Below are 21,781 nucleotides of genomic sequence, written 5' to 3'. Positions count from 1 at the left end.
TCCGGCCGGCCCGCATTTATAAGGCCACGCCGGCTTGGCGGACAATCCGTGTCGGCGCCGACAGCGTGCCGCAGTTCACGCCGGCCGCGACACGCGGGGGAACAAAGGGCGGCCGGACGCCGACCGATGGTCGTGCTACTTGCGGTCCCTGAACTCGTCCATCGAGTGATAGACGCCGAACACATGGTCCGCGAGCCAGTCGAACAGGCGCACCGGCAGCAGGCCCTTGAGGGCATTCGACAGGTACACGGTCCACGGCAGGATCAGGCGTGGCTTGCCGCGCTTCATCGCCCGCCAGACGCGGTCGACAACGTACTGCGGCGTCATCACCGGCGTCATCAGCATCGGCTTGGCGCCTTCGAACATGCCCGTCGAGATATAGGTCGGGCAGACCGTCAGGACCTTCACGTTGGCGTGGCCGGCCTGCGCCAGCTCCAGGCGCAGCGAATCGCTCCAGCCGGTGCATGACCACTTCGACGCGCAGTACACGCTCATGCGCGGATTGGCGACCAGGCTGGCCGCCGACGAGATGTTGACGATGCGCCGCTCCACCGTCTTGTCGGCCAGCATGTCCGGCAGGAACTCGCGGGCGATGTACATCGGCGCCAGCGCGTTGATCGCCATCGTCATCTCGATGTCGCGCTGCGCGTCGTGTTCCCAGAAATACTTGCCGCGAATGATGCCGGCGTTGTTGATCAGCACGTCCAGCGTGCCGACCCGGCTGCGGACTTCGGCGGCGGCGGCGGCGATCGCCTCGTAGCTGGAGACATCGACGACCTGCGTGATGACCTGCTCGCACTGCGCCCGCAGTTCGGCCGCCGTCTTGTCGAGCTCGACGGCGTTGATGTCCCAGAGCACGATCGTGCGCGCGCGCTCGCCGGCCGCGAGCTGCGCATACAGTTTGCCCATGCCCATCGCCGCGCCGGTGATCAGCACGTTCTTGCCGGTGACCTGCTCCATGTCCCCACCCTCGGAAATTTCGGTCGGCGAGTCTAGGCAGGCCCCCGGGGGTGAACAAGCGCCGTTCAGCCGGACAGGGGCATCAGCGCGGCCAATCGCTCGCGCAGCCGCTGCAGCGTGATGGCGGCGACGTCGTCGGCATAGGGCAGCGGGGGCAGGCGGCCCCAGACCGGGGCAGGCCAGGCGGCATCGTCTGCCCAGCGCACGATGTGATGGACATGCAGCTGCGGCACGAGATTGCCGAGCGCCCCGATGTTGAGCTTCTCGCCAAGCGGGAACAGCGCCAGCAGGGCGCGGCCGAGTGCGCTCGATTCGCGCAGCAGCTGTTGCTGGTCGCGCTCCGGCAGTTCGAAGATTTCGCGCAGGCCGCTGCGCCGCGGCACCAGAATCAGCCACGGGAACTGCGCGTCGTTCATCAGCAGCACACGCGACAGCGGCCAGTCGCCAACCGTTCGCGTGTCGGCCGCCAGTTGCGGATGCAGTTCGAACGGCGCCTCGGCAGACATGGCATTCCTCGCAAATCGCGCCGCTATCCGGCGCCACGGTATATCTTGTATATAAGTGCGACGGGCCAGCCACCGTGAAGGCGGCGGCCCGGACAAGAACATCGGGGATAGCATCGCATGAAGCGCAGCGCACTCGTGGCCGGTGCAACGGGACTGGTCGGGCGTCAGGTTCTCGCGCGTCTGTTGCGCGATCCGGCATACGCACAGATCAGCGTGCTTGCGCGCCGGCCGCTGGCCGTCAGCGATCCGCGCCTGAAAACCGTGATCAGCGATTTCGCCGACCTCGCGGCGCTCGGCGAGGTGCTCGGCGCCGACGATGTCTACTGCTGTCTCGGCACCACCCTGCGCCGCGCCGGCTCGAAGGCCGCCTTTGCCGATGTCGACGAACGCATGGTCGTCGATCTCGCACGCGCGGCGCGCACGGCCGGCGCCCGTCAGTTCCTGGTGGTGTCGGCGGTCGGCGCCAGCGAGCACGCGCTGGCGTTCTATTCACGCGTCAAGGGTCGCATGGAGAAGGCCGTAGGCGCGCTCGATTTCGCCGCGGTGCATATCTTCCAGCCGTCGCTGCTGCTCGGCGAACGCGATGAGCGCCGGCCCGGCGAAGCCCTGGCGCAGCAGCTCGCACCGCTGCTCGAAAAACTGGCGCGCGGACCGCTGCGACGCTACCAGCCGGTCAGCGGCGACGCCGTGGCCGAAGCGATGCTGCGAATTGCGCTGCGCGGCGAACGCGGCGTCCATCGGCATTACCTGCCCTTGCCCGACGACAGCTGAGCACGCTTGCACGCTGCGCACGCACTGCGCAAGCTTTCACGCATCCCCGAACGGAATCCCCGCCATGACCGCCACCGACGCCGGTGCCGCCGCCAGTACCGTGCACGCCAACGAAATCCTGATTTCGCTGCTGCTGATGTTCGCCGGTGCCAAGCTGCTCGCCGAGATCTTCGAGCGCATCAAGCAGCCGACCGTGGTCGGTGAGATCCTCGCCGGCGTGCTGATCGGTCCGAGCGTGCTCGGCTGGGTGACGCCGAACGAGATCACGCACACGATGTCCGAACTCGGTGTGATCTTCCTGCTGTTTTCGGTGGGCCTGGAAACCAAGCCGCGCACGATCCTGCAGGTCGGCGTGACCGCGACCCTGGTCGCCGTGATCGGCGTGATCGTGCCGTTCATTGCCGGCTGGGCCTACATGCACTACTCGGGGCACAGCCAGATCGAATCGCTGTTCCTCGGTGCGGCGATGGTCGCGACCAGCGTCGGCATCACGGCGCGCGTGCTGTCGGGCATGGGGCTGCTGAGCCTGAAGACCAGTCGCATCATTCTCGGCGCGGCGGTGATCGACGACGTGCTCGGCCTGCTGGTGCTATCGGTGGTGTCCAGCATGGCCGGCGGCGCGATCGACTACGCCGAGGTCGGGCTGACCGCGGGTCTGTCGATCGGCTTCATCGTCGCGGTGGCGGTCATCGGTGCGCCGGCGATGAAGCACATCGCGCCGAAGATCATCGGTCTGCGCATCGGCCATTCGCTGTTCATCGGCGCGATCCTGCTGTGCTTCGCGCTCGCGACGGTCGCCGCGACGATCGGCATTGCCGCCATCGTCGGCGCCTTCCTCGCCGGCATGGCGCTCGCCGAAGCCGCGGAGCAGGAACACGCGACGCACGAACAGGTGCGCGGCGTCACCGAATTCTTCACGCCGTTCTTTCTCGTCAACATCGGCATGCAGCTCAATCTCGGCGCGTTCGGCAGCCACGACACCATCGTCGCGTCGCTGGTCGTCACCGTGCTCGCCGTCGTCACCAAATTCGTCGGCTGCGGGCTGGCGTCGATCCGACTCGGCCTGCGGCGCGCCGCGCAGGTCGGCATCGGCATGGCACCGCGCGGCGAGGTCGGCATCGTCGTCGCGCAGATCGGCCTCGGTCTCGGCGTGATTTCCGATCACGTGTTCGCGGTCGTGCTGTTCATGGCGGTCGCGACGACCATGATCGCGCCGCCGCTGCTGGTGCCGCTGTTCAAGGGCGAGCGGCCCGAGCCGCTTGAAGGAACCGGCTGAGCGGCATCGCCGCTTATGCCGTTTGCGGTGCACGGACGGCGTAAAAATTCTTGGCAGGGCGCGGGGGCGCGCCGCTATCGTGCGCCGCGATGGACCTTGGGGGAGAAAACATGACAAAGCGACGCTCATCGACGGCGCGCGCAGGGGCACCGCGACTTTCCGCGGCACTGATCGCCGGCAGCGCGGCACTGCTGCCGGCGGTCGCACCGGCGCAGCAGGACGCCGGCGACGACAGCTTGCCGACGCTGCCGGTACCGCAGGCGGCGGCCGCGATCCCGGACGACGATGCATCGACACGCCCCACGCTGCTCGAAGAAGTGATCGTCACCGCCCGCAAGCGCGCCGAACCGTTGCAGGACGTGCCGGTCTCGATCTCGGCATTCAACGCCGATCAGCTCGATGCACGCGGCATCCAGGATGTCCGCGATCTGACGACCGCCGTGCCGGGACTGACCGTCACGGATCTGGGCGGCTACAACCTGATCTACCTGCGCGGCATCGGTACCGACATCTTCATTCCGTCGGCGGAACCAAGCGTGGCCACCTATCTCGACGGCGTTTATTTTCCGTCCGGACACAGCCTCGCGCAGGCGTTCGGCGCGATCGATCGCATCGAAGTCCTGAAAGGGCCGCAGGGCACGCTGTTCGGCCGCAACTCGACCGGCGGCGCCGTCTCGATCTGGAGCCGCAATCCCGGGCAGACAGCCGAGACCTCGATCCAGACCAGCTACGCGCCACGCTTCGACGACACGCGTACGCGGGTCTACACGAACCTGCCACTGACTTCGGATGTGGCCGCGAGCCTGTCGGCGTACTACAACCGCGCCGACAACGTCTACCGGCTCGACAACGGCACCGGCGACCACCTGCCGCCGGAGATCGGCAAGGGCGCGCGCATCAAGCTCGGCATCCGGCTCGGCGACGAGGTGTCGCTGCTGCTCACCGGCCTCGCCGCACAGCAGCGCGGTACCAGCACGACGGCCTCGGCGAACGTCGATCCGACACCGCTGCTCGGCGCGACGCTGCCGGCCGAGACCCGCGACTACGTGGTCACCGCCAACTCGGAACCGAAGCTGACCACCGACTCGCGGGCCGCCTACGCGATCCTCAACTGGAACCACCCGGGCGTCGACGCCAGGCTGCTCGGCAGCTATTACTTCGTGCGCGCACACGACTACGTCTACGACTTCGACGACACCCGTGAGCCAGTGGCGACCTACGGCGCCGACAGCGAATACCAGCGCTTCTACACCAGCGAACTGCAGTTCACATCGAACGCCGACAGCTGGGCCTCAAGCTGGCTGAAATGGGTCGGCGGCCTCTACTACCTGAGCAGCGAAGGTGGTTACGATCCGGGGTATCTGCGTCTCGTCGACAGCGTGCAGCTGCCGATCTCGAACATCGTCTCGGCACTGCCGCCGGCGCTTGGCAGCTCGCTCGATGCGCTGCTCGGCAACAGCGGTCTGCCGGAGTCGCTGACGTTCTACTTCACCGGTCTGCTGAAGACCGAATCCTATTCGGCGTATGTGCAGTCGACCGCCAGCCTGACCGACTGGCTCGATCTGACGCTCGGCGGCCGCTGGCAGCGCGAGAAGCGGCGTCTGGCGCAGTCCGACGTCGACGTCGGTGCCGCCGACGCGCTGCTCGGCTATTCGTTCTCGCCGGCCGAAACGAGCGCCACCAATTTCTCGCCGAAGGTCTCGCTCGATTTCCGGCCGCTGCAGGACGTGCTGCTGTACGCCTCGTTCCAGCAGGGCTACAAGAGCGGCACGTACAACATCATCAACATCTTCGCGCAGCCGGAATACGTCAAGCCGGAGCAGGTCACGGCCTACGAGCTGGGCCTGAAGACCGAATGGTTCGCGCATTCGCTGCGCCTGAACGCCGCAGTGTTCGAGAACGACATCAAGAACCTGCAGACCGGCTTCATGTCGTTCACTTCGGGCGGCGCGATCAATCTCGAAAACGCGGGCCGGGCGCGCATCCGCGGCGTCGAGGTCGAGACGATCTGGCAGCCGTTGCGGTCCTTCGATCCGGGGCTGGTGGTCAGCGGCAATGGCAGCTGGCTGGACGCCCGGTACACGGACTACGAAAACGGTCGCGGCTTCGACGAGAGCACCGGCCTGGCCTACGGCAACGGCAATTTCTCCGGCAACCGCATCGTGCGCACACCGAAATTCAGCGGTACGGCGTCGATCAGCCAGAGCTTCGCACTGCCGGGCGGCCAGCTCGAGGTGGCCGGCGACTACTACTACAACTCCGGCTACTACTACCTTGCGCAGAACACGGCGGACACCTTCGAGGACGCCTACGGCATCGTCAATGCACGCATCAGCTACCTGTACCGACGCCATGGCCTGCGCGTGACCCTGTTCGGCGACAACCTCGGCGACGAACGCTACAACCTCGCGCAATTCCATACCGACTTCGGACGCGAAGACACGCTCGCGCCGCCGCGCACCTGGGGCCTGCGTCTGAACTGGGACTTCTGAAACGACCGCCGCGCCGGACAGCTGCGGCCTAATCGACCAGCAGCTGCCGACGCAGGTCCGCCAGCTTCGCGGCCTCGGCCTTCTCCAGCTGCGGGTACTGAAGGTCGAGTTCGCGCAGGCGTTCGACGACGATCTGCGCCACCTGCGCACGCATGTACGGCTTGTCGTCGGCCGGGATCGCGTACCACGGCGCCCACGGCGTCGAGGTCTGGTTGAGCAGATGCTGGTAGGCCTTGCGGTAGTCGGCCCAGTGCGCGCGCTCGACCAGATCGCCGCTTTCGAATTTCCAGTTCTTCTCCGGCTCGTCGAGGCGGGCGAGCAGACGCTGGCGCTGTTCCTCGCGTGACACATTGAGCCAGAACTTGAGGATGACCGTGCCGTTGCGTGCCAGGTGCCGCTCGAAATCGGCGATCGATTGCAGACGCTCGCGCCACAGTTTCTTGTCGCCGTCGGGCCGCCAGGGCAACTGCTGCGCGGCGAGCAGTTGCGGATGCACGCGCACCGTCAGCACTTCCTCGTAGTAGCTGCGATTGAACACTCCGATGCGTCCGCGCTCGGGCAGGGCCCGCGCGCAGCGCCAGAGAAAATCGTGGCGCAACTCTTCTTCGCTGGGCCGCTTGAACGACACGACCTGGCAGCCGGCCGGATTGATGCCGGTCAGCACGGCGCGGATCGTGCTGTCCTTGCCGGCCGCATCCGTCGCCTGGAAAACAAGCAGCACGGCATGCCGTGCGTCGGCATACAGCGTGCGCTGCAAGACGTCGAGCTCGGCAACCGCAGCGGCGAGCTGCCGCTCGTTGTCGCTCTTGTCGGTCCTGCCCTTGTCCGGCGCGCTGCGGGCGCGGGCGACCTTGAAACTGCCGTCGAACGGCACGAGAAACGGGCTGTCGGCGACGTATTGCTTCCTAGCCATTGGGTCCGGGCACGACGTAGAAGAAGATCGCGAAGTACTGCAGCACGCTGCCGGTCAGCACGAACAGATGCCAGATCGCGTGGTGGTAGCGCAGGCGCTCCCAGAGATAGAACACGACGCCGGCGCTGTACGCCAGGCCGCCCGCCGCGGTCAGCCACAGGCCACCGGGCGCGAGATGCGCGAGCAGCGGCTTGATGGCAACCACCGCGCACCAGCCCATCGCCAGATAGATGATCAGCGACAGCTTCTCGTAACGGCCGGTCGCGAAAATCTTGAAGACCACGCCGACCGCTGCCAGACCCCAGGTGAACGCGAACAGGCTCCAGCCCCAGGTCCCGTGCAGCGTCACCAGCGTGAACGGCGTGTAGGTGCCGGCGATCAGGAAGTAGATCATCGAATGATCGAGCACGCGCAGCACATGCTTGGCGCGCGGCAGCGCATTCGGCACGCTGTGAAACAAGGTCGAGGCGGTGTACATCAGGATCAGGGTCGCGCCGAACACGCTGCAGGCGACGACATGCCAGCTGTTGCCATACAGCACCGCGCGCACCACCAGCACGGTAAGCCCGACGATCGCCGCGAGCACGCCGACGCCATGCGTGATCGCGTGCGCGATCTCCTCGCCCAGCGAGTACAGCGAAACCGGAATCTCGACCGGGCCGAGATGGTGATGTCGCGGAGCGGCGCGGTGGTCTTCGGGCGTGGCGGTCATCGCGGCGAGAGTGGCTGGGGGCGTGCGGCGGCCCAGCTTACACGGCGCCGACCCGGTTTCGGCAAGGCCGGGCGTGCCGATCGCCTCCCGAGTCAAGCTTCGCCATCGCATCGCCGCAACGGCAGAGCTTTAATTCAAACCCGAACACTCGTCGCCTGCGGCCCTGCCACTCGCATCTCAGGCGATTTGCTCGACTCGCAAGGTTGCGCCGTCGACACCGATCACGCGCACCTGCGCGCCGGCCGGAACATCGACGCTGCCGCTGATGCGCCACTGCGAATCGTCGACGCGCAGCGTGCCGACGCCGTTGACGAGCGGCTCGCTGAGCGTGAAACGGCGTCCGACGTAGGACTGGCCGCGACGATTGAGCGTCGGCTGATCGCTGGCGACGGCGCCGGGCCGGAAGCGGCGCCAGGCCAGCACGCTGGCGACGGCGAGCACGCCGAACACGACGAAGTCGATCTGCCAGCCCAGCCCCGGCGCCATCAGCGCGAGCAGGCCGACGAGCCCTGCCGAGATGCCCATCCATAGGAAAATCGCGCCCGGCATCATCGCTTCGAGCGTCAGGAACACGAGCCCGGCGACCCACCAGTGCCAGTAGACGATGTCTTCGAGTTGCATGTCGCGCTCCGGCGAAAGACTGCGGCCTATTTGACGCCGGCCTTCTTGGCAAGCTCGGCGATGCCGCCGATCGCGCCGATCACGCTCGAAGCTTCGAGCGGCATCAGCACCAGCTTCTCGTTCGGACTGGTGGCGATCTTGCCGAGCGCATCGACGTACTTCTGCGCAACGAAGTAGTTGATGGCCTGGATGTCGCCCTTGGCGATCGCGTCGCTGACCATCGCGGTCGCCTTGGCCTCGGCCTCGGCGGAGCGCTCACGCGCCTCGGCATCGCGAAACGCGGCTTCCTTGCGGCCTTCGGCTTCGAGGATCTGCTCCTGTTTCTGCGCTTCGGCGGCCAGGATCTGCGCCTGACGCTCGCCTTCGGCTTTGAGAATCGCGGCCTGGCGGAAACCTTCGGCTTCGAGAATGTTGGCGCGCTTCTCGCGCTCGGCCTTCATCTGCCGCTCCATCGCCGCGACCAGCGTCGGTGGCGGACGGATGTCCTTGATCTCGATGCGCGTGACCTTGATGCCCCAGGGCGTGGTCGCATCGTCGACCACCGACAGCAGACGCGAATTGATGTGATCGCGCTGGCTCAGCAGCTCGTCGAGATCCATCGAGCCCATGACCGTGCGCAGATTGGTCATGGTCAGCTGCATGATCGCGAATTCGAGACTCTGCACTTCATACGCGGCTTTCGGCGCGTCGAGCACCTGGAAGAACACCACGCCGTCGACACCGACGATGGCATTGTCCTTGGTGATGACCTCCTGCGACGGCACGTCGAGCACCTGCTCCATCATCGACAGCTTGCGGCCGATGCCGTACATGTACGGCACCATGAAGTGCAGGCCCGGCGTGAAGGTGCTGACGTACTTTCCGAAGCGTTCGATCGTGTACTCGCGGCCCTGCGGCACGGTGACGACGCCTTTCCAAAGCGTTATCAGCGCGAACACGACGAAGATGATCGCAATGACACCCATGACATCCACCCCGTAGAGGCCGTCGGACGACGGCACGCCGATTCTAGCGCCGCGGCGTGCCTGACTTGTGACGCGCTTGTCAGCTACGCCGTTGCCGCTTCCGCCGCCGCCATCTGCTTGATGCGCTCGACCATCGCGTAGAAACCGTTGCGCCGGTTCATCGAGATATGGCTTTCCAGGCCGAGGCGCTCGAAGGCATTGCCGATGTCGAGCGCGAGAATCTCCTGCGGCGTGCGATCCGAGGTCAGTTCCAGCAGCACCGCGATCAGGCCCTTGACGATATGCGCGTCGGAGTCGCCGCGCAGGTGCAGGGTTTTCGGCGGCCCGGGACGGACATCGTGCGCCAGCCAGACCTGCGACATGCAGCCGCGCACCTTGTGCGCCTCGTCGTGTTCGTCCTCGGACAGCGGCGCGAGCTTGCGGCCGAGCTCGATCAGATAACGATACCGTTCCTCCCAATCACCGAGAAATTCGAAGGTTTCCGCCAGTTCATCAACCGTCATGTCGCTGCGTCCGTCGTTCGTGCTCTTGCGTACCGTGCATATGGTAAAGCCGAACGCGGCGACGCAAGCTGCGGTCACAAGCTGCAAATGGAGCCTTCACGATGCTGATCCGTATCCTGCCGCCGAACGCATTGCGCGAATCCGATGTCACGCCGGAGCCGATGTATCTCGATCGCCGCCGCTTTCTCGCCGGCATGGGCATCGGGGTCGCCGCGCTGGGCCTGCCGCTGACCGCCTGCAGCGACGACGGCAAATCCGCGGTGCTCGCGCCGCTCAAGCTCGCCCGCCACACGGAAGAAGCCGGCGGCGAGAAAGTGACCGAATTCGAGACGGTCAGCACCTACAACAACTACTACGAATTCGGCACCGACAAGTCGGACCCGGCACGCAATGCGCAATCGCTGAAAACGCGGCCGTGGACGATCAAGGTCGACGGCGAGTGCGAGGCGCCGGGCACGGTCGACATCGACAGCCTGCTCGCCGGCACGCTCGAAGAGCGCATCTACCGGCATCGCTGCGTCGAGGCCTGGAGCATCGTCGTGCCCTGGGACGGCTTCGCGCTCGGGCCTTTCCTCAAGCGCTTCAAGCCGACCTCGAAGGCGAAGTACGTGGCCTTCGAGACGCTTTACGACCCGAAGCAGATGCCGGACACGCGCTATGGCGTGCTCGACTGGCCGTACGTCGAAGGCCTGCGCATCGACGAGGCCATGCATCCGCTCGCATTCCTGTCGGTCGGCATGTACGGCAAGGTCCTGCCGAATCAGGACGGCGCACCGCTGCGCCTGACGATTCCGTGGAAGTACGGCTACAAGAGCATCAAGGCGATCGCCCGCATCCGCTTCGTCGAGACGCAGCCGCCGACCACCTGGAACAAGATGGCGGCGAACGAGTACGGCTTCTATTCCAACGTCAATCCGCACGTCGATCATCCGCGCTGGTCGCAGGCCAGGGAGCGCCGGCTCGGCGAGCTGTTCAAGCGCGACACGCTGATGTTCAACGGCTATCCGGAAGTCGCCTCGCTGTACGCCGGCATGGATCTCAAGCGGTACTACTGAAATCGTGAAGGCTATCGATCGTCCCCTGCTCGCCGCGCGCATCGCCGCGTGGAGCCTCGGTGGCATTCCCCTGCTCAGACTGGCGTGGCTGGTCTGGCAAGGCCATCTCGGCGCCAATCCGGTCGAATTCCTCGAACACTACTGCGGCGACTGGTCGCTGCGCCTGCTGCTGGCAACGCTGGCGATGACGCCGCTGCGCAAGCTGAGCGGCCGCAGCGAGGCCATCCGCGTGCGCCGCCTGCTCGGGCTGTGGGCGTTCTTCTGGGTCTGCACGCACTTCGCGATCTATCTGACCTTCGATCTCGAATGGTCTGCGGCCGCGCTGGCCAAGGACTTGATCAAGCGCACCTACATCACCATCGGCTTCGCCGCCTGGCTGCTGTTGCTGCCGCTGGCACTGACCTCGACCAAAGGCTGGCAACGTCGCCTGAAACGGCGCTGGGCGCAGCTGCACAAACTGATCTATCCGGCCGCGGCGCTGGGCGTGCTGCACTACATCTGGCTGGTCAAGGCCGACCTGCGCGAACCCCTGCTGTACCTGTCGATCCTGCTGGTGTTGCTGGGAATGCGCGTGCCGTGGCGGGGTATACTCCGCGCCCGTTCGCTTTCCCGCAGTGCTCCGTGACCGATTCCGCGCTTCGCCCTTCCGGCCGTGCCGCCGACCAGCTTCGCCCCGTTTCCATCGTCCGTGGCTTCACCAGGCACGCCGAAGGTTCAGTGCTCGTCAGCTTCGGCGACACGCGCGTGCTGTGCACGGCCAGCGTCGAGGAGCGCGGCCCGGCGTGGAAGAAGGACGGCGGCTGGGTGACGGCCGAATACGGCATGCTGCCGCGTGCCACGCACGATCGCAGCCGTCGCGAGGCCGCGCAGGGCAAGCAGTCCGGCCGCACGCAGGAAATCCAGCGCCTGATCGGCCGCTCGCTGCGCGCCTGCGTCGATCTCAATGCGCTCGCCGGCCTGACCATCACGATCGACTGCGATGTGCTGCAGGCGGACGGCGGCACACGCACGGCAGCCATCACCGGCGGCTATGTCGCGCTGGTCGATGCGCTCAATGCGATGAAGAAGTCCGGCAAGCTGAAGAAGAATCCGCTGTTCGGCCAGATCGCGGCGGTGTCGGTCGGCATTCACAACGGCAAGCCGGTGCTCGATCTCGATTACTCGGAAGACTCGGCCTGCGAGTGCGACATGAATGTCGTGATGAACGAGGCCGGTCAATTCATCGAAGTGCAGGGCACGGCCGAAGGCCACGCCTTCCGTCGCGAAGAACTCGACCAGCTGCTTGATCTCGCCGGCAAGGGCATCGGCGAGCTGATCGCCGCGCAGAACGCGGCGCTCGCCGGCTGAGGCGATGGCGGCGTCCGTCCAGCTGCGGCCATACCGGCCGGCGGACGAGGCCGCGGTGATCGCGCTGTGGCAGGCCTGTGGCCTGGTCCGTCCCTGGAACGATCCGCAACGCGATATCGCGCGCAAGCTCGGGGTGCAGGCCGACGGTTTTGTCGTCGCGCTCGACGGCGAGTCCATCGTCGGCAGCGTGATGGCCGGCTATGACGGCCATCGCGGCTGGGTCAATTACCTCGCAGTCCAGCCTGGGCAACGGCACGCCGGGCTCGGGCGCCGGCTGATGGCGGCCGCGGAGACCTTCGTCGCCGGACTCGGCGCGCCGAAAATGAATCTGCAGCTGCGCGAGGACAACGAGTCCGCGGCGCTGTTCTACGAGCGCATCGGCTACACCCGCGACGCCGCGCTCAGCTACGGCAGGCGACTGGTCGAGGATGGCGCCAGGCCGTCGGCGGCGCCCGGCGGCGGCAGTCTGGTGCTCGCCTCGCGCAACACCAAGAAGCTCAAGGAAATGCAGGCGCTGTTCGCGCCGCTCGGCGTGGCGCTGCGCCTGGTGTCCGAATTCAGCGACATCGAGCCGGACGAAACCGGCGCCAGCTTCGTCGAGAACGCGCTGATCAAGGCGCGCCATGCGGCGCAGGTTTCCGGCCTGCCGGCGCTGGCCGACGACTCCGGCCTTGAAGTCGCGGCGCTGCGCGGTGCGCCGGGCGTTCATTCCGCTCGCTATGCGGGGTTCGAAGCCGCCAGCTTTGCGAGCAAAACTCGCATGGCGGCTGAACGCCCGGCCATGGATGGCCGGGCCGGGGGTGAATCACCGCGCAGAGGCTTCGCCATGGATGGCATGAGCCAGGCAGAGAAAGATCGTTTGAACAACGACAAGCTGCTCGCCGCGCTCGCGGGCGTGCCCGCGGCACGGCGCGGCGCGCGCTTCGTCAGCGTGCTCGCCCTGCTGCGCCATGCCGACGATCCGGTGCCGCTGCTCGCCCAGGGCTTCTGGAACGGTCGCATTCTCGAGGCACCGCGCGGCGGCAACGGCTTCGGTTACGACCCGCTGTTCTGGGTGGCCGATCATGACTGCAGTTCGGCCGAGCTGGCGCCGGACGTGAAGAACCGCATCTCGCATCGCGCGCGCGCCAGCGCCGAGCTGTTGCGCCAGTGGCGGACCGCCGGCCTGTCGTGAACGCGATCGATCTGGCGCTGTATCTGCACTTCCCGTGGTGCGTGCAGAAGTGTCCGTACTGCGACTTCAACTCGCATGCACTGCGCGGCGAGATGCCGGAAGAGGCCTATGTCGACGCGCTGCTGCGCGATCTCGACTTCGAATTGCGCGACGCCGCGGAAGGCCGGCCGCTGCGCAGCATCTTCATGGGCGGCGGCACGCCCAGCCTGTTCTCGGACCGCGCGATCGGCCGCGTGCTCGACGCCGTGCGCAGGCGACTCGCGTTCGCGCCGGACATCGAAATCACGCTCGAAGCCAATCCCGGTACGGCCGAAGCCGCACACTTTGCCGGCTACGTGGCGGCCGGCGTCAATCGCCTCTCGATCGGCGTGCAGAGTCTCGACAACGCGCAACTCAAGAAGCTCGGTCGCATCCATGATCGCGACGAAGTGTTCCACGCCTACGACATGGCGCGCACGGCCGGCTTCACGAACATCAATCTCGATCTGATGTTCGCGCTGCCGCAGCAGACGCTGGCCGAGGCCGAGGCCGACCTGCGTGGCGCGCTGGCGCTGGCGCCCGAGCATCTGTCTTATTACCAGCTGACGCTGGAACCGAATACCGAATTCGGCGTGCGGCCGCCGGTCCTGCCGGATGACGAGCTGGCCTGGGACATCCAGGAACGGGGGCAGTCGCTGCTCGCGGCCAACGGCTACGCGCAATACGAGGTTTCCGCGTATGCACGGCCGGGCCGGCCGGCCCGCCACAACCTGAACTACTGGCAGTTCGGCGACTACCTTGGCATCGGCGCGGGCGCACATGGCAAGCGCACGGCAGACGGCACCGTCCGGCGTCGCGCGCGCAGCAAGCATCCGCGGGCCTACCTCGAACACGCGGGCACCGCGAAGGCGCTCCAGGAAGATCGCGAGATCGCACGCAACGAACTGCCGTTCGAATTCCTGATGAACGCGCTGCGGCTCAACACCGGTTTTGCGATTCGCGATTACAACGTGCGCACCGGACTGGACTGGTCGCAGCTGACGGCCGCAAAGCTGGCACGCGAGCGCGGCCTGATCGTCGAACAGGACGGTCAGGTGCGGCCGACCGGACTCGGCCATCGCCATCTCAACGGCCTGCTGACATTATTCCTCTGAGCGTACAGTCGGAGCGGCAGCCGGAGGCCCCCATGCTCGAAGAAGTGACCGTCACCTGCCCCGCCTGCTGGGAGGAGATCGTGCTCGACATCGACCTCAGCGGCGGCGACCAACAGGTCTACAGCGAAGACTGCCCGGTCTGCTGCCGGCCGATGACGGTTCACGTCGAAGTCAGCAGCGACAGCCGAAGCTGCAGGGTCCGGATCGAGCCGGAAAGTGACTAGGGCCTGTTAACGCTATGGACGAACTCAGCGAAATGGCGGTTGCCGAGCGCACGGCAGCGCCGCCGCCGGTGCACTACGTCGGCTTCTGGGCGCGGGTGTTCGCCAGCCTCGTCGACTCGATCGTCGTGCTGTTCATTCTCGTGCCCGTCGGGCTCCTGCTGAAACTGGCCGGCATCGGCATCGCCGAAGGCGACCCCTATGCGCAAACCCTGGTCGAACTGATGTCGGCGGCGATCATCGTGCTGTTCTGGGTGGCGAAAATGGCGACGCCCGGCAAGATAATCATCGACGCGGTGATCGTCGACGCGCAGACCTTCGAAAAACCGGGCTGGCAGCAATACGTCGGCCGTTACCTCGCGTACTTCGTCTCGATCATTCCGCTGTGCCTCGGCCTGCTCTGGGTCGGCTTCGATCGTCGCAAGCAAGGCTGGCATGACAAGCTCGCCGGCACCGTGGTCGTGCGGCGGCCGGCCTCGCTGCCGCAGACCACGATTTAGGGCCGAGCTTGCGGCTGCCGGTCTGCTTCATTACAATTCGCGCCCTTTCGCGCTTTTCCGTACAGGTTTTCCCATGAGAGACGGCATCCATCCCGAGTATCGCCCGGTCGCATTCAAGGACGGTTCCGCAGATCACGTGTTCATCATCCGCTCGACGGTGAAGACGAAGGACAAGCTGACGGTCGACGGCGTCGAGTATCCGGCCGTGCTGCTCGATACCTCCAGCCTCTCGCACCCGTTCTACACGGGCAAGCAGAAGGTCATCGACACCGGTGGCCGCGTCGGCAAGTTCAACGCGCGTTACGGCGCCAAGAAGTAAGAACCGCTGTTTGCTGGTCCCCGAAGCCGCGCTCCTGCGCGGCTTCGTCGTTTCCGGCGCCTGCCGTCAGGCTTGGCTGCAGCGCCAATCGCGACACCGGGCACCGGCCCTGTCGCCGCACCGGCGAGGTCGCGACAATGCGCGCCCCTTTCCGCACGCAGGCCGCGCGCGCTGCGCCGATCATGAACGCACCGGTTTCCCCCTTCGTGTCAGCCGCCCAGGCGGCGCTCGACTATCACGCGCTGCCGACGCCGGGAAAACTCGGCATCGCCGTCACCAAGCCGGTGAACGGACCGGAGGATCTGTCGCTGGCCTACAGCCCCGGCGTCGCCGAACCGGTGCTGGCGATCCAGGCCGATCCGGCCGACGCCTACCGCTACACCGCCAAGGGCAATCTGGTCGCGGTCATCTCCAACGGCACCGCCGTGCTCGGACTCGGCGACTGCGGCGCGCTGGCCGGCAAGCCGGTGATGGAAGGCAAGGCCGTGCTGTTCAAGAAATTCGCCGACATCGACGTGTTCGACATCGAAGTCGACACGAAGGACCCGCGGGAATTCATCGACACGGTCGCGCGCATCAGTCCGACCTTCGGCGGCATCAACCTCGAGGACATCGCCGCGCCGGCCTGCTTCGAGATCGAGCGCGCGCTGATCGAGCGTTGCGACATCCCGGTCTTCCACGACGACCAGCACGGCACGGCGATCGTGCTCTGCGCCGGCCTGCTCAATGCGCTGGAACTGCAGGTCAAGCGGATCGAGGACGCGCGCATCGTCTGTCTCGGCGCCGGCGCCGCCGGCATCGCGTCGATGCGCCTTGCACTGGATCTGGGCGCGCGCCGCGAAAACCTGCTGCTGGTCGACCGCAAGGGCGTGATCCACACCGGCCGCGACGACTACGCGAGCCTGAACCCCGAGAAGCGCGAGTTCGCGGCCGAACCGTCGGAGCGCCGCACCCTGGCCGGCGCGCTGGCCGGCGCCGACGTCTTCATCGGTCTGTCCGGCCCCGATCTGGTGCGCGACGAATGGCTGATGCTGATGAACGAGCGACCCATCGTCTTCGCCCTGTCGAACCCGGTGCCCGAGATCCGGCCGGAAGTGGCACTGAAAGTGCGTAAGGACCTGATCATGGCCACCGGTCGCAGCGACTACCCGAACCAGGTCAACAACGTACTGTGCTTCCCGTTCCTGTTCCGGGGGGCGCTGGACGTCCGCGCGCGCGTCATCAACCGCGAGATGAAGATCGCCGCGGTGCAGGCGCTGGCGGCGCTGGCGCGCGAACCGATTCCGGCCGAAGTCCTTGCCGCTTATGGGTTAAAATCCCTGCCGTTCGGTCCGGAATACATCATCCCCAAGCCGCTCGACCCCCGCCTGCGTGACGTCGTTGCGCCGGCCGTGGCCCGTGCGGCTGTCGCCAGCGGCGTCGCGCAGCTGCCGTATCCGCCACCGTCCCGATTACACACCGCTTGAAGAGAACGAGGTCATCATGAGCACGCCTAGCTTCAGTCTGGTCAACAACGCCAACGGCGAGAAGATCGATCTGCCCGCCGTCAGCGGCACGCTGGGCCCGGTCGGCCTCGATGTCGGCAAGGTCTACGGCAAGGCCGGCGTGTTCACCTACGACCCGGGCTTCTCGTCGACCTGCTCGACGCAGTCGTCGATCACCTACATCGACGGTGACGAAGGCGTGCTGCTGTACCGCGGCTATCCGGTCGCCCAGCTCGCCGAGCAGTGCACCTTCATCGAAGTCGCTTACCTGGTCCTCAACGGCGAGCTGCCGAACGCGACGCAGCTGCAGGCCTTCGACCAGAGCATCCGCAAGCACACGATGATCAACGAGTCGCTGAAGAGCTTCTTCAACGGCTTCCGCTACGACGCGCATCCGATGGCGATGCTGACCGGCGTCGTCGGCTCGCTGTCGGCGTTCTACGACGACACCTCGAACCACAAGGACCCGCGTCACCAGGAGATCTTCGCGCATCGCATGATCGCCAAGATCCCGACGATCGCGGCGGCGGCGTACAAGCGCTACTTCGGCCAGCCGTTCATGTATCCGCAGAATCATCTCGATTACTGCAGCAACCTGATGCACATGATGTTCGCCGTGCCGGCCGAGCCGTATCACGTCGATCCGGTCGCCGCCAAGGCGCTCGACGTGCTGTTCATCCTGCACGCCGACCACGAGCAGAACGCCTCGACCTCGACGGTGCGCATGGCCGGCTCGACCGGCACCAACCCGTATGCCGCGATCGCCTCGGGCATCGCCGCGCTGTGGGGCCCGGCGCACGGCGGCGCCAACGAAGCCGTGCTGAAGATGCTCGGCGAGATCGGCAGCGTGAAGAACGTCGCCAGCTTCCTCGACAAGGTCAAGGACAAGCAGTCCGGCGTGCGCCTGATGGGCTTCGGCCATCGCGTGTACAAGAACTTCGACCCGCGCGCGACCATCATCCGCGAGCACTGCCACAAGGTCCTCAAGCACCTCGGCAAGGAAAACGATCCACAGCTCGAACTCGCGCTCAAGCTCGAAGAGATCGCGCTGTCGGACGACTACTTCAAGAGCCGCGCGCTGTACCCGAACGTCGACTTCTACTCGGGCATCATCTACAAGGCGCTCGGTATCCCGGTGAACATGTTCACGCCGATGTTCGCGATCGCCCGCACCGTCGGCTGGGTCGCGCACTGGATCGAGATGGTCTCCGACCCGACCCTGCGCATCGCCCGTCCGCGCCAGGTCTACACCGGCGCCGGCGAGCGCAACGTCAGCGCCCTCGACAAGCGCTAGTCGCCAGGCCGCTGCAGCGAAAAGCCCTCCATGCGGAGGGCTTTTCGTTTGTGCCGCAGACTCAGCCGCGTCGCAGCGTGATCTGCATGAGGTCGATGCTGCCGACGCGGAAGCCGCACTCGCAGTACGCGAGGTAGTACCGCCACATGCGCAGGAAGCGCTCGTCGAACTGCCGGACGATCGCGTCGCGCGCGGCCATCACATTGCGATGCCAGATCGCCAGCGTGTCGGCGTAGTCGGTGCCGAAGAAGCGCGCATCTTCCGGCTTCAGGCCGGCGGCGATCGCCAGATCCTGGAAGTGACCCGGCGGGCTGAGCATGCCGCCGGGGAAAATGTATTTCTGGATGAAATCGCGCTTGCTGCGATACTCGTCGAAGATCTTCGGGCTGATGGTGATGCCCTGGATCGCGGCGATGCCGCCCGGCTTGAGCGCGTCGTGCAGCATCTCGAAGTAGCCGGGCCAGTATTCCTCGCCGACGGCTTCGTACATTTCGATCGAGACCACGCGATCGTAAGTCTCGCGCACGTCGCGATAGTCGCGCAGTTCGAACGTGACGCGATCGGCAACGCCGGCGGCGGCGGCGCGCTTCTGCGCCTCGGCGAGTTGTTCGGCCGACAGCGTGATGGACGTGACCCGGCAGCCGCTGGTCTGCGCCGCGTAGATCGCGAAGCCGCCCCAGCCGGAACCGACTTCGAGCAGGTGATGATGCGGCTGCAGCTTGAGGCGCTGCGCCATCTCGCGAAACTTGTTGAGCTGTGCGTCGCGCAGCGTCTCGTTCGGCTCGTGCGTGAACCCGGTGGACGGGCCGCCCGGCGATGCACCACGCCGTGCAAACACGGCGGACGAATACGCCATCGTGTCGTCGAGCCAGAGCTTGTAGAAGTCGTTGCCCAGATCGTAGTGATACGCAATGTTCTTGCGCGCGGTTTTCCTGGTGTTCGATTTCAGCCTGTGCTTGAGCCAGCCGACGAAACGGCCAAGCAGGTTCTTCTCGTACGGGCCCTTGTAGTGCGGCTCGTTGAGATAGAGCACGCCGAGCAGCGCCGCGAGATCGGGCGAGTCCCAGCAGCCGTCGAGATAGGCATCGCCAAAGCCGACTTCGCCACCCTTCAGCACATGGCCGATGATCCGCTTCGAGCGGATGTTGAGCACGCCGTGCGGGCCGGCTTCGCTGCCGCGGAAATGGCGGACATCGCCGTTCGGCAGATGCACGTCGAAGCTGCCGACGCGCATGCCGCGCAGCATGTACAGCAGCACGCGCAGGCCCAGGCCGACGGCCGCGCCGCGCTTTGCTCTCGGCTGCAGCGCCTTCGGCAGCTCCGGCGAGAAGCCGTCGCCAGGCAGCAGGCGATCGAGTTCGGTCTGACGCGGCAGATCGGGGTCACTCATCTGGAAACTCCACACGGCGAAGTGGGACGGCAGGTATTCAGCTGATGTCGAGCGAAGGCGGCGTCGGCTTGCGATGGAAGACGCCGCCGCGCAGCCAGATCTTCAGGGCCTGCCAGTGAATGGCCAGCACGACCTTGAGCGCGAGCAGCGGCAGGCGGGCGACCTGCCCCAGTATCGCGGCATCGCCCAGCGTCCTGCGCTCGGCGTTGATCACGGCGTCGAGCCGCGGTGCGCCGGCCGACTGCAGCCGGATCGCGACCCGCAGCCGCGCGTCGGGCTCGCTGAGCTCGAAGCGGTAACGCCCGGCGACGTCGAAGAACGGTGAGACGTGGAAGCATTTTTCCTTCTCCTTCGCCTCTCCATACGCAATCGGAGCGCCGCCGGATGCGAGCACGTAGCTGTGCTTCTCGCCGAAGGTGTTGTTGACCTCGGCAATCACGGCGCGCAGCGAGCCATCGGCGTGTTCGCAGTACCACAGGCTGATCGGGTTGAAGACGCGGCCGAGCACGCGCGGGAACGCCAGCAGGCGGATGCGGCCGCCGGCCAGTTCGACCTCATGGGCCCGCAGCACGCGCTCGGCCCAGACACGCAGCCCCTGGCCATCGCCGTGGTCGCGATCGTGCAGCGCCAGCAAATTGAAACGGTTGTGCGAGAACAGGCGCATGCCGGTGGCCGCTTCGTCGAGCCGGTCGATGTCGACCAGCAGGTAGAAGACGCGATACACGAAGCGGTAGAACGGCGCGACATGACGGCGATGCATCACGGTCGCGCGATACAGCAGCGCGGCGTCTTCGCGGCCGCTCACAAGACGGCCCATCCCGGCAGACAGTCCGCGTCGATGCCGGCGACGGCACGCAATCCGGATTTCAGTCCGTCTTCGTGAAAGCCGTAGCCGGTCCAGGCGCCCGCCCACCAGATGCCGCGCGCGCCCTGGATCTGCGGCAGGCGCTGCTGGGCACGGATCGTCTTCGGCTCGTACTGCGGGTGCCAGTAGTCGGTCTGGTAGAGCACCGAGCCGGGTTCCGGCTCGCGCGGCGGATTGAGCGAGACGATATACGGCGTCGTGCTCGGCAGGCGCTGCAGCTGGTTCATCCAGTAGCTGACGCCGATCGGATCGTCGCTGAGCACGTCCTGCGTCAGCAGCGCGTTCCAGCTCGACCACGCCCGGCGGCGGCGCGGCATCAGGCCGACGTCGGTGTGCAGATACGCGCGATTGCGGGCGTAGGGCACATCGCCGAGCACGGCGCGTTCGGCATCGTCGGCGTCGCCCAGCAAGCGCAGTGCCTGATCGGAATGCGCGGCGCAGACCACGGCATCGAATTCGTGTTCGTCGCCGCCGGCGCTCAGCGTGACGCCGCCGCCGGCGCGCCGGCGCAGGCCGGTCACCGGCGTCGACAGCTGCAGCGTGCCGGTGAACTTGTCGCACAAGGCGCGCAGATAGCGGCGGGAACCGCCGAGCACGGTCTGCCACTGCGGCCGCTCGTAGACATTGAGCAGACCGTGCGAATCGAAGAAGCGCGCGAACGCCGGCAGCGGGAATTGCATCACCCCCGCCGTCGACGTGCTCCAGATCGGGCCGGCCATGGCGGCAACGTAACGCACGCGCAGACTCATCGGATAGTTTTCGCGTTCGAGGAACTCGCCAAGCGTGATGTCCGGCAGTGCGTCTTCGGCGAGCAGACGCTTGACCTGCGCATTGAAGCGCGTGATCGCCGACAGCATTTTCCAGTGCGTCGGCGAGAACATCAGCGACGGCTGCGCGAATACCTTCAGCAGATTTTCGTCACCGGCCCATTCGACGCGGCCGTTGTCGACCGAAACGCCCAGCGACATGTCGGTGTCCTGGCGCGGCACGCCCAGTTCATCGAGCAAGGGGTAGAAGTTTGGATAGTTGACCGGATTGCAGACGATGAAGCCGGTGTCGATCGCCAGCACGCCGTCCGGCGTCTGCACGTCGACGGTGTTGGTGTGCCCGCCCGGACGATCGTCCTGTTCGAAGACCGTGACCTCGTGGCGGCGGGCGAGCAGATAGGCGGTCGACAGACCGGCGATGCCGGAGCCGATGACGGCAATTTTCATGGAGACATTGAGGTTTGACGCGGAATGTCTCCCATACGGGCGCCGCGGTCGCGCGGATGCATCCGC

General features: G+C 66.2%; 23 protein-coding genes and 1 pseudogene. 14 read left to right on the top strand and 10 right to left on the bottom strand.

All coding sequences use genetic code 11. The annotated features are described in order from the left end of the window. Positions 1-135 precede the first annotated feature (135 nt). Positions 136-960: an SDR family NAD(P)-dependent oxidoreductase gene (locus tag G7Y85_RS17630; RefSeq protein ID WP_166260436.1), complete on the bottom strand. Its 825-nt coding sequence runs from the start codon at positions 958-960 to the stop codon at positions 136-138. A 65-nt stretch (positions 961-1,025) separates the two neighbouring features. Then, on the bottom strand, positions 1,026-1,466 hold the full coding sequence (locus G7Y85_RS17625) for an HIT domain-containing protein (protein ID WP_166260433.1): 441 nt from the start codon (positions 1,464-1,466) through the stop codon (positions 1,026-1,028). 117 nt (positions 1,467-1,583) lie between these two features. Between G7Y85_RS17625 and G7Y85_RS17620 the strand changes: the two genes are divergently transcribed. The 3 genes from G7Y85_RS17620 to G7Y85_RS17610 all read left to right on the top strand — a co-directional run bounded on the left by G7Y85_RS17620 (position 1,584) and on the right by G7Y85_RS17610 (position 6,005). Next, a complete protein-coding gene (locus G7Y85_RS17620; RefSeq protein WP_166260430.1) occupies positions 1,584-2,237 on the top strand; it encodes an NAD(P)H-binding protein in 654 nt (217 codons plus the stop codon). A gap of 64 nt (positions 2,238-2,301) precedes the next feature. Next, entirely contained in the window at positions 2,302-3,513 is a 1,212-nt protein-coding gene (locus tag G7Y85_RS17615) for a cation:proton antiporter (RefSeq protein ID WP_166260427.1), read from the top strand. A gap of 110 nt (positions 3,514-3,623) precedes the next feature. Further along, a complete protein-coding gene (locus G7Y85_RS17610; RefSeq protein ID WP_166260424.1) occupies positions 3,624-6,005 on the top strand; it encodes a TonB-dependent receptor in 2,382 nt (793 codons plus the stop codon). A gap of 28 nt (positions 6,006-6,033) precedes the next feature. Here G7Y85_RS17610 and G7Y85_RS17605 read toward each other — a convergent pair whose 3' ends face one another. The 5 genes from G7Y85_RS17605 to G7Y85_RS17585 all read right to left on the bottom strand — a co-directional run bounded on the left by G7Y85_RS17605 (position 6,034) and on the right by G7Y85_RS17585 (position 9,719). Further along, the gene (locus G7Y85_RS17605; RefSeq protein ID WP_166260421.1) at positions 6,034-6,918 is read right to left on the bottom strand and encodes a PPK2 family polyphosphate kinase; all 885 of its coding nucleotides are present in this window, start codon (positions 6,916-6,918) and stop codon (positions 6,034-6,036) included. Continuing rightward, entirely contained in the window at positions 6,911-7,630 is a 720-nt protein-coding gene (trhA, locus tag G7Y85_RS17600; protein WP_166260418.1) for a PAQR family membrane homeostasis protein TrhA, read from the bottom strand. The genes G7Y85_RS17605 and trhA overlap by 8 nt, the downstream gene beginning before the upstream one ends. 177 nt (positions 7,631-7,807) lie before the next feature. Next, the gene (locus tag G7Y85_RS17595; RefSeq protein ID WP_166260415.1) at positions 7,808-8,251 is read right to left on the bottom strand and encodes an NfeD family protein; all 444 of its coding nucleotides are present in this window, start codon (positions 8,249-8,251) and stop codon (positions 7,808-7,810) included. A gap of 26 nt (positions 8,252-8,277) precedes the next feature. Then, on the bottom strand, positions 8,278-9,216 hold the full coding sequence (locus tag G7Y85_RS17590; protein ID WP_166260569.1) for an SPFH domain-containing protein: 939 nt from the start codon (positions 9,214-9,216) through the stop codon (positions 8,278-8,280). Positions 9,217-9,299: 83 nt separating this feature from the next. Then, positions 9,300-9,719 (bottom strand): SufE family protein, encoded by a 420-nt coding sequence (locus G7Y85_RS17585; RefSeq protein ID WP_166260412.1) that lies wholly within the window; start codon positions 9,717-9,719, stop codon positions 9,300-9,302. 101 nt (positions 9,720-9,820) lie between these two features. Between G7Y85_RS17585 and msrP the strand changes: the two genes are divergently transcribed. The 11 genes and pseudogenes from msrP to G7Y85_RS17535 all read left to right on the top strand — a co-directional run bounded on the left by msrP (position 9,821) and on the right by G7Y85_RS17535 (position 18,246). Then, entirely contained in the window at positions 9,821-10,774 is a 954-nt protein-coding gene (msrP, locus tag G7Y85_RS17580; protein ID WP_166260409.1) for a protein-methionine-sulfoxide reductase catalytic subunit MsrP, read from the top strand. Between the two features lie 4 nt (positions 10,775-10,778). Beyond that, positions 10,779-11,399 carry a protein-methionine-sulfoxide reductase heme-binding subunit MsrQ gene (msrQ, locus tag G7Y85_RS17575; RefSeq protein ID WP_366514999.1) on the top strand — a complete coding sequence of 207 codons (621 nt, stop codon included), beginning with the start codon at positions 10,779-10,781 and terminating at the stop codon, positions 11,397-11,399. After that, a complete protein-coding gene (gene rph, locus G7Y85_RS17570; protein WP_166260406.1) occupies positions 11,396-12,121 on the top strand; it encodes a ribonuclease PH in 726 nt (241 codons plus the stop codon). Before msrQ ends, rph begins: the two co-directional genes overlap by 4 nt. Positions 12,122-12,125: 4 nt before the next feature. Beyond that, positions 12,126-12,539, top strand: a pseudogene (locus G7Y85_RS20710) (GNAT family acetyltransferase); the annotation flags it as partial. 87 nt (positions 12,540-12,626) lie between these two features. Then, positions 12,627-13,295, top strand: coding sequence for a non-canonical purine NTP pyrophosphatase (locus G7Y85_RS20705; RefSeq protein ID WP_436286643.1), 669 nt, complete (start codon positions 12,627-12,629; stop codon positions 13,293-13,295). Beyond that, complete coding sequence (hemW, locus tag G7Y85_RS17560) at positions 13,292-14,428, top strand: radical SAM family heme chaperone HemW (protein WP_366514998.1); 1,137 nt, start codon at positions 13,292-13,294, stop codon at positions 14,426-14,428. The genes G7Y85_RS20705 and hemW overlap by 4 nt, the downstream gene beginning before the upstream one ends. Positions 14,429-14,460: 32 nt before the next feature. Next, complete coding sequence (locus G7Y85_RS17555) at positions 14,461-14,652, top strand: CPXCG motif-containing cysteine-rich protein (RefSeq protein ID WP_166260400.1); 192 nt, start codon at positions 14,461-14,463, stop codon at positions 14,650-14,652. A 14-nt stretch (positions 14,653-14,666) separates the two neighbouring features. Further along, positions 14,667-15,149, top strand: coding sequence for an RDD family protein (locus G7Y85_RS17550; RefSeq protein WP_166260397.1), 483 nt, complete (start codon positions 14,667-14,669; stop codon positions 15,147-15,149). Positions 15,150-15,222: 73 nt separating this feature from the next. After that, positions 15,223-15,468 (top strand): type B 50S ribosomal protein L31, encoded by a 246-nt coding sequence (locus tag G7Y85_RS17545; RefSeq protein ID WP_166260394.1) that lies wholly within the window; start codon positions 15,223-15,225, stop codon positions 15,466-15,468. A 182-nt stretch (positions 15,469-15,650) separates the two neighbouring features. Beyond that, positions 15,651-16,934: a malic enzyme-like NAD(P)-binding protein gene (locus G7Y85_RS17540; RefSeq protein ID WP_166260560.1), complete on the top strand. Its 1,284-nt coding sequence runs from the start codon at positions 15,651-15,653 to the stop codon at positions 16,932-16,934. A gap of 16 nt (positions 16,935-16,950) precedes the next feature. Further along, the gene (locus G7Y85_RS17535; protein WP_166260391.1) at positions 16,951-18,246 is read left to right on the top strand and encodes a citrate synthase; all 1,296 of its coding nucleotides are present in this window, start codon (positions 16,951-16,953) and stop codon (positions 18,244-18,246) included. 61 nt (positions 18,247-18,307) lie between these two features. Here the strand turns inward: G7Y85_RS17535 and G7Y85_RS17530 are convergent, their stop codons facing one another. From G7Y85_RS17530 to G7Y85_RS17520, 3 genes are read right to left on the bottom strand one after another with little or no spacing between them, the layout of a single operon-like run. Then, on the bottom strand, positions 18,308-19,636 hold the full coding sequence (locus tag G7Y85_RS17530) for an SAM-dependent methyltransferase (protein WP_166260388.1): 1,329 nt from the start codon (positions 19,634-19,636) through the stop codon (positions 18,308-18,310). Between the two features lie 37 nt (positions 19,637-19,673). Further along, a complete protein-coding gene (locus G7Y85_RS17525; RefSeq protein ID WP_166260385.1) occupies positions 19,674-20,453 on the bottom strand; it encodes a DUF1365 domain-containing protein in 780 nt (259 codons plus the stop codon). Next, positions 20,438-21,715 (bottom strand): NAD(P)/FAD-dependent oxidoreductase, encoded by a 1,278-nt coding sequence (locus G7Y85_RS17520; RefSeq protein ID WP_166260382.1) that lies wholly within the window; start codon positions 21,713-21,715, stop codon positions 20,438-20,440. Before G7Y85_RS17520 ends, G7Y85_RS17525 begins: the two co-directional genes overlap by 16 nt. Positions 21,716-21,781 lie beyond the last annotated feature (66 nt).

The sequence above is a fragment of the Solimonas terrae genome (assembly GCF_011067135.1).
In the GTDB taxonomy this organism is placed as follows: Bacteria; Pseudomonadota; Gammaproteobacteria; order Nevskiales; family Nevskiaceae; genus Solimonas; species Solimonas terrae.
This window is presented reverse-complemented; position numbering and strand designations above follow the sequence as displayed.

Coding starts and splice junctions, on each gene's coding strand:
- G7Y85_RS17630 (WP_166260436.1), bottom strand. CDS start 960: ATGGAGCAGGTCACCGGCAAGAACGTGCTGATCACCGGCGCGGCGATG.
- G7Y85_RS17625 (WP_166260433.1), bottom strand. CDS start 1,466: ATGTCTGCCGAGGCGCCGTTCGAACTGCATCCGCAACTGGCGGCCGAC.
- G7Y85_RS17620 (WP_166260430.1), top strand. CDS start 1,584: ATGAAGCGCAGCGCACTCGTGGCCGGTGCAACGGGACTGGTCGGGCGT.
- G7Y85_RS17615 (WP_166260427.1), top strand. CDS start 2,302: ATGACCGCCACCGACGCCGGTGCCGCCGCCAGTACCGTGCACGCCAAC.
- G7Y85_RS17610 (WP_166260424.1), top strand. CDS start 3,624: ATGACAAAGCGACGCTCATCGACGGCGCGCGCAGGGGCACCGCGACTT.
- G7Y85_RS17605 (WP_166260421.1), bottom strand. CDS start 6,918: ATGGCTAGGAAGCAATACGTCGCCGACAGCCCGTTTCTCGTGCCGTTC.
- trhA (WP_166260418.1), bottom strand. CDS start 7,630: ATGACCGCCACGCCCGAAGACCACCGCGCCGCTCCGCGACATCACCAT.
- G7Y85_RS17595 (WP_166260415.1), bottom strand. CDS start 8,251: ATGCAACTCGAAGACATCGTCTACTGGCACTGGTGGGTCGCCGGGCTC.
- G7Y85_RS17590 (WP_166260569.1), bottom strand. CDS start 9,216: ATGGGTGTCATTGCGATCATCTTCGTCGTGTTCGCGCTGATAACGCTT.
- G7Y85_RS17585 (WP_166260412.1), bottom strand. CDS start 9,719: ATGACGGTTGATGAACTGGCGGAAACCTTCGAATTTCTCGGTGATTGG.
- msrP (WP_166260409.1), top strand. CDS start 9,821: ATGCTGATCCGTATCCTGCCGCCGAACGCATTGCGCGAATCCGATGTC.
- G7Y85_RS20705 (WP_436286643.1), top strand. CDS start 12,627: ATGCAGGCGCTGTTCGCGCCGCTCGGCGTGGCGCTGCGCCTGGTGTCC.
- G7Y85_RS17555 (WP_166260400.1), top strand. CDS start 14,461: ATGCTCGAAGAAGTGACCGTCACCTGCCCCGCCTGCTGGGAGGAGATC.
- G7Y85_RS17550 (WP_166260397.1), top strand. CDS start 14,667: ATGGACGAACTCAGCGAAATGGCGGTTGCCGAGCGCACGGCAGCGCCG.
- G7Y85_RS17545 (WP_166260394.1), top strand. CDS start 15,223: ATGAGAGACGGCATCCATCCCGAGTATCGCCCGGTCGCATTCAAGGAC.
- G7Y85_RS17540 (WP_166260560.1), top strand. CDS start 15,651: ATGAACGCACCGGTTTCCCCCTTCGTGTCAGCCGCCCAGGCGGCGCTC.
- G7Y85_RS17535 (WP_166260391.1), top strand. CDS start 16,951: ATGAGCACGCCTAGCTTCAGTCTGGTCAACAACGCCAACGGCGAGAAG.
- G7Y85_RS17530 (WP_166260388.1), bottom strand. CDS start 19,636: ATGAGTGACCCCGATCTGCCGCGTCAGACCGAACTCGATCGCCTGCTG.
- G7Y85_RS17525 (WP_166260385.1), bottom strand. CDS start 20,453: ATGGGCCGTCTTGTGAGCGGCCGCGAAGACGCCGCGCTGCTGTATCGC.
- G7Y85_RS17520 (WP_166260382.1), bottom strand. CDS start 21,715: ATGAAAATTGCCGTCATCGGCTCCGGCATCGCCGGTCTGTCGACCGCC.